The 3408-nt window shown below is 71.4% G+C and carries 4 protein-coding genes; 3 read left to right on the top strand and 1 reads right to left on the bottom strand.

Translation table 11 applies throughout. The annotated features are described in order from the left end of the window. Positions 1-171: 171 nt before the first annotated feature. On the bottom strand, positions 172-546 hold the full coding sequence (locus SACSA_RS0110645) for an SSI family serine proteinase inhibitor (RefSeq protein ID WP_028661764.1): 375 nt from the start codon (positions 544-546) through the stop codon (positions 172-174). A 221-nt stretch (positions 547-767) separates the two neighbouring features. Here SACSA_RS0110645 and hrcA point away from each other — a divergent pair, with 221 nt between their 5' ends. From hrcA to SACSA_RS0110630, 3 genes are all read left to right on the top strand, one after another. Further along, positions 768-1793 (top strand): heat-inducible transcriptional repressor HrcA, encoded by a 1026-nt coding sequence (hrcA, locus tag SACSA_RS0110640; RefSeq protein WP_019815754.1) that lies wholly within the window; start codon positions 768-770, stop codon positions 1791-1793. 61 nt (positions 1794-1854) lie between these two features. Then, the gene (gene dnaJ / locus SACSA_RS0110635) at positions 1855-3012 is read left to right on the top strand and encodes a molecular chaperone DnaJ (RefSeq protein ID WP_019815752.1); all 1158 of its coding nucleotides are present in this window, start codon (positions 1855-1857) and stop codon (positions 3010-3012) included. A gap of 25 nt (positions 3013-3037) precedes the next feature. Beyond that, the coding region (locus SACSA_RS0110630) for an RsmE family RNA methyltransferase (RefSeq protein ID WP_019815750.1) at positions 3038-3408 on the top strand (371 nt) is incomplete at its 3' end.

The following is a 3408-nucleotide window of genomic DNA, read 5'->3' as shown; positions in this document are numbered from 1 at the left end:
TGCCGACTCCGCCGGCCTGCCGACTCCGCCGCCCTGCCGACCTGCCGAACCCGCCCGCCCTGCCGCCCTGCCGAATTCGTCAGCCCTGCCGACGCTGTCGGTCCTGCCGGCTCCGCCGCCGTGGGCCTCAGCGTCCGGCCACCCGGGCTCAGGCGCTGCGCCGCCGTGGGATCAGAACGCGAAAACGCCGCCCGAGCGGGCGTCGGCGAGGCAGCGGTTGGAGTACTCGGTGGCGTAGTCCACCGGAGAACCGCGCCAGTTCCCCTCCGCGTGGGCACGCACGGGGGAGTGGACCATCGTGCAGGCGGTCTGCTTGGTCGGCAGCCGGTCGAAGTTGCCCTCCGCCTCGGTCAGCGCCGCGCACGCCTGGCGGGCCCGCGGGTGCGTTCCCGCGTCCGGAGCGCAGGTGAGACGGACGACACGCTCCACGCCGTCGGTGCCCCGCATGGTCAGGTCGAATGCCGACTCGGGGGCGGGAGCCGGGCCGCCCGAGCACAGGGCGGCGATCGTGCACACGGTCAGTGAGGTCGCTGAGAACATGGCCATGTTCCGGGTTATCGGCACGCTGCCGAGCGAACCTGCGTACTCGATCGGCTGATTGACTTCGCTCGTTCGGGTGACGGCCGACACGGATTCGTGAGCAAGATCACTTTTCGGTGAATGATACCGCCCGGCGTCCGCCACGGCGCGGTCCGGACGTGCCCGTCCCACGTAAACTCGTGGTCAAGCGGGTGACACGGGCAGGCAGGCGACGAGAGGAGGTCGGTGTGGCCAGCGCGGACGAGCGCCGTTTCGAGGTGCTGCGGGCGATCGTTGCCGACTACGTCTCGAATCAGGAGCCGGTCGGGTCGAAGGCGCTCGTGGACCGGCACAACTTGGGCGTGTCGAGCGCCACCGTGCGCAATGACATGGCGGCGCTGGAAGAGGACGGCTACATCGCCCAGCCGCACACCAGCGCGGGGCGCATCCCCACGGACAAGGGCTACCGGATGTTCGTGGACCGCCTCTCCGAGATCAAACCGCTCTCGCCCGCCGAGCGCCGCGCGATCATGCAGTTCCTCGAAGGCGCGGTCGACCTCGAGGACGTGCTGCGGCGGTCGGTGCGGCTGCTGGCCCAGCTCACCCGGCAGGTCGCGGTCGTGCAGTACCCGACGCTGACCAACTCCACGGTCCGGCACGTCGAGGTGGTCGCCCTCACCGCGGCGCGGCTGATGATCGTGCTGATCACCGACACCGGGCGCGTGGACCAACGCACCGTGGACCTCGGCGACGTGATCACCGAGGACAACGTCGCGCGGCTGCGGGACATGCTCAACAGCACGCTGTCCGGTCGCCGCCTCGGCGACGCGGCGGCCAAGGTGGCCGAACTGCCCGAGCAGGCGCCCGTCGAGCTGCGCGATCCGATCACCCGGGTGAGTACCGTGTTGGTCGAGTCGCTCGTCGAGCATCCCGAGGAGCGGCTGGTGCTCGGCGGGACCGCGAACCTGACCCGCAATGTGGCAGACTTCCCCGGTTCGCTGCGTCAAGTGCTCGAGGCGCTTGAGGAGCAGGTCGTCGTCCTGAAACTGCTCGCCGCAGCACGCGACCCCGGTGCCGTCACGGTGCGCATCGGGGAGGAAAATGAAGACGAACAGATGCGGAGCACGTCGGTCGTGTCGATCGGGTACGGCTCGGACGCGATGTTGCTGGGGGGCATGGGCGTGGTCGGCCCGACCCGGATGGATTACCCAGGGACGATCGCTGCCGTGCGGGCGGTGGCGAACTACGTGGGCCAGATCCTGTCCGGTGAGTGAGTGACCAGGCCCGCACGACACGAGGCCGCGAAGACTTCTGCGCGAGGAGGACGGCAAGACGGTGGCCAAGGACTACTACGGCATCCTCGGGGTGTCCAAGAACGCGAGTGACCAGGAGATCAAACGCGCGTACCGCAAGCTCGCGCGCGAACTCCACCCCGACGTCAACCCCTCGGAGGACGCGCAGCACAAGTTCAGCGAGGTCACCACCGCCTACGAGGTGCTGTCCGACCCGCAGAAGCGCAAGGTCGTCGACATGGGCGGCGACCCGATGGACAACGGGGCCGCCGCGGGTGGCGGGCGCGACCCGTTCGCCGGTTTCGGCGGTCTCGGCGACATCATGGACGCTTTCTTCGGTGCCGCCACCGGTGGCGCCCGCGGCCGGGGTCCCCGCAGCCGGGTGCAGCCCGGTTCGGACGCTCTGATCCGGCTCCAGCTCACGCTCGAGGAGTGCGCCACCGGCGTGAACAGGGAGATCACCGTGGACACGGCGATCCTGTGCGACCGGTGCCGGGGCGGCGGCACCGCCGAGGGCGGCAGCGTCGTGACCTGTGACACCTGCGGGGGCCAGGGTGAGGTGCAGTCGGTGCAGCGGTCGTTCCTCGGCCAGGTCGTTACCGCTCGCCCGTGCCCGACCTGCCGCGGTTTCGGCGAGGTCATCACCGACCCGTGCCAGCAGTGCGGCGGTGACGGCCGCGTGCGGGCGCGCCGGGACGTGACCGCCAAGATCCCGCCGGGCGTCGGCGACGGCATGCGCATCCGGCTGTCCGGCCAGGGTGAGGTCGGTCCCGGCGGCGGACCCGCCGGTGATCTCTACGTCGAGGTGGACGAAGCCCCGCACGAGGACTTCGAGCGCCAGGGCAACGACCTGCACTGCCACCTGCGCATTCCCGCCACGACCGCCGCGCTCGGCGCCGTCGTGCCACTGGAGACGTTGATCGACGGCGAGCACGAGCTCGACATCGAGGCCGGTACGCAGCCGCACAGCACGATCGTGCTGTCCGGGCTCGGGATGCCGCGCCTGCGCTCGTCGGGCAGGGTCGACGGCCGGGGCGACCTGCACGTGCACATCGACGTCGTGGTGCCGACCAAGCTCGACGAGGAGCAGGCCGACCTGCTGCGTGAGCTGGCCCGGTTGCGCGGTGAGGAGGCGCCCACCCCCGCCGGGAACGGCCACAAGCCGGGCGGGTTGTTCTCCAAGCTGCGCGCCAAGCGCTGAGGCCGTCTCCGGGTGTGGTGACGACGTGACCGACGAGGCCGGGACCACCCCGCCGATCTACCTGGTGCCGTCGGTCCCCGAGGGGCCGACCGCCAGGCTCGACGGCGAGGAGGCGCACCACGCCGCCACCGTGCGGCGGACGCGGCCGGGGGAGCGGCTCGCGGTCTCCGACGGCGCGGGCGCGGTCGCCGAGTGCGTCGTCGAAACCGTGCATCCTGGCCGCAGGCCCGTCCTGGATCTGCGAGTGGAGTCCGTCCGGCGTGAGCCCCCGCCCGCGTTGCGCGTGGTCGTGGCGCAGGCGCTGGCCAAGGGTGACCGGGGCGAGCTGGCCGTCGAGCTGGCGACCGAGGCGGGCGCCGACGGCGTGCTGCCCTGGCGTGCCGCGCGCAGTGTCGC

The sequence above is a fragment of the Saccharomonospora saliphila YIM 90502 genome, assembly GCF_000383795.1.
Taxonomy (GTDB): domain Bacteria; phylum Actinomycetota; class Actinomycetes; order Mycobacteriales; family Pseudonocardiaceae; genus Saccharomonospora; species Saccharomonospora saliphila.
This window is presented reverse-complemented; position numbering and strand designations above follow the sequence as displayed.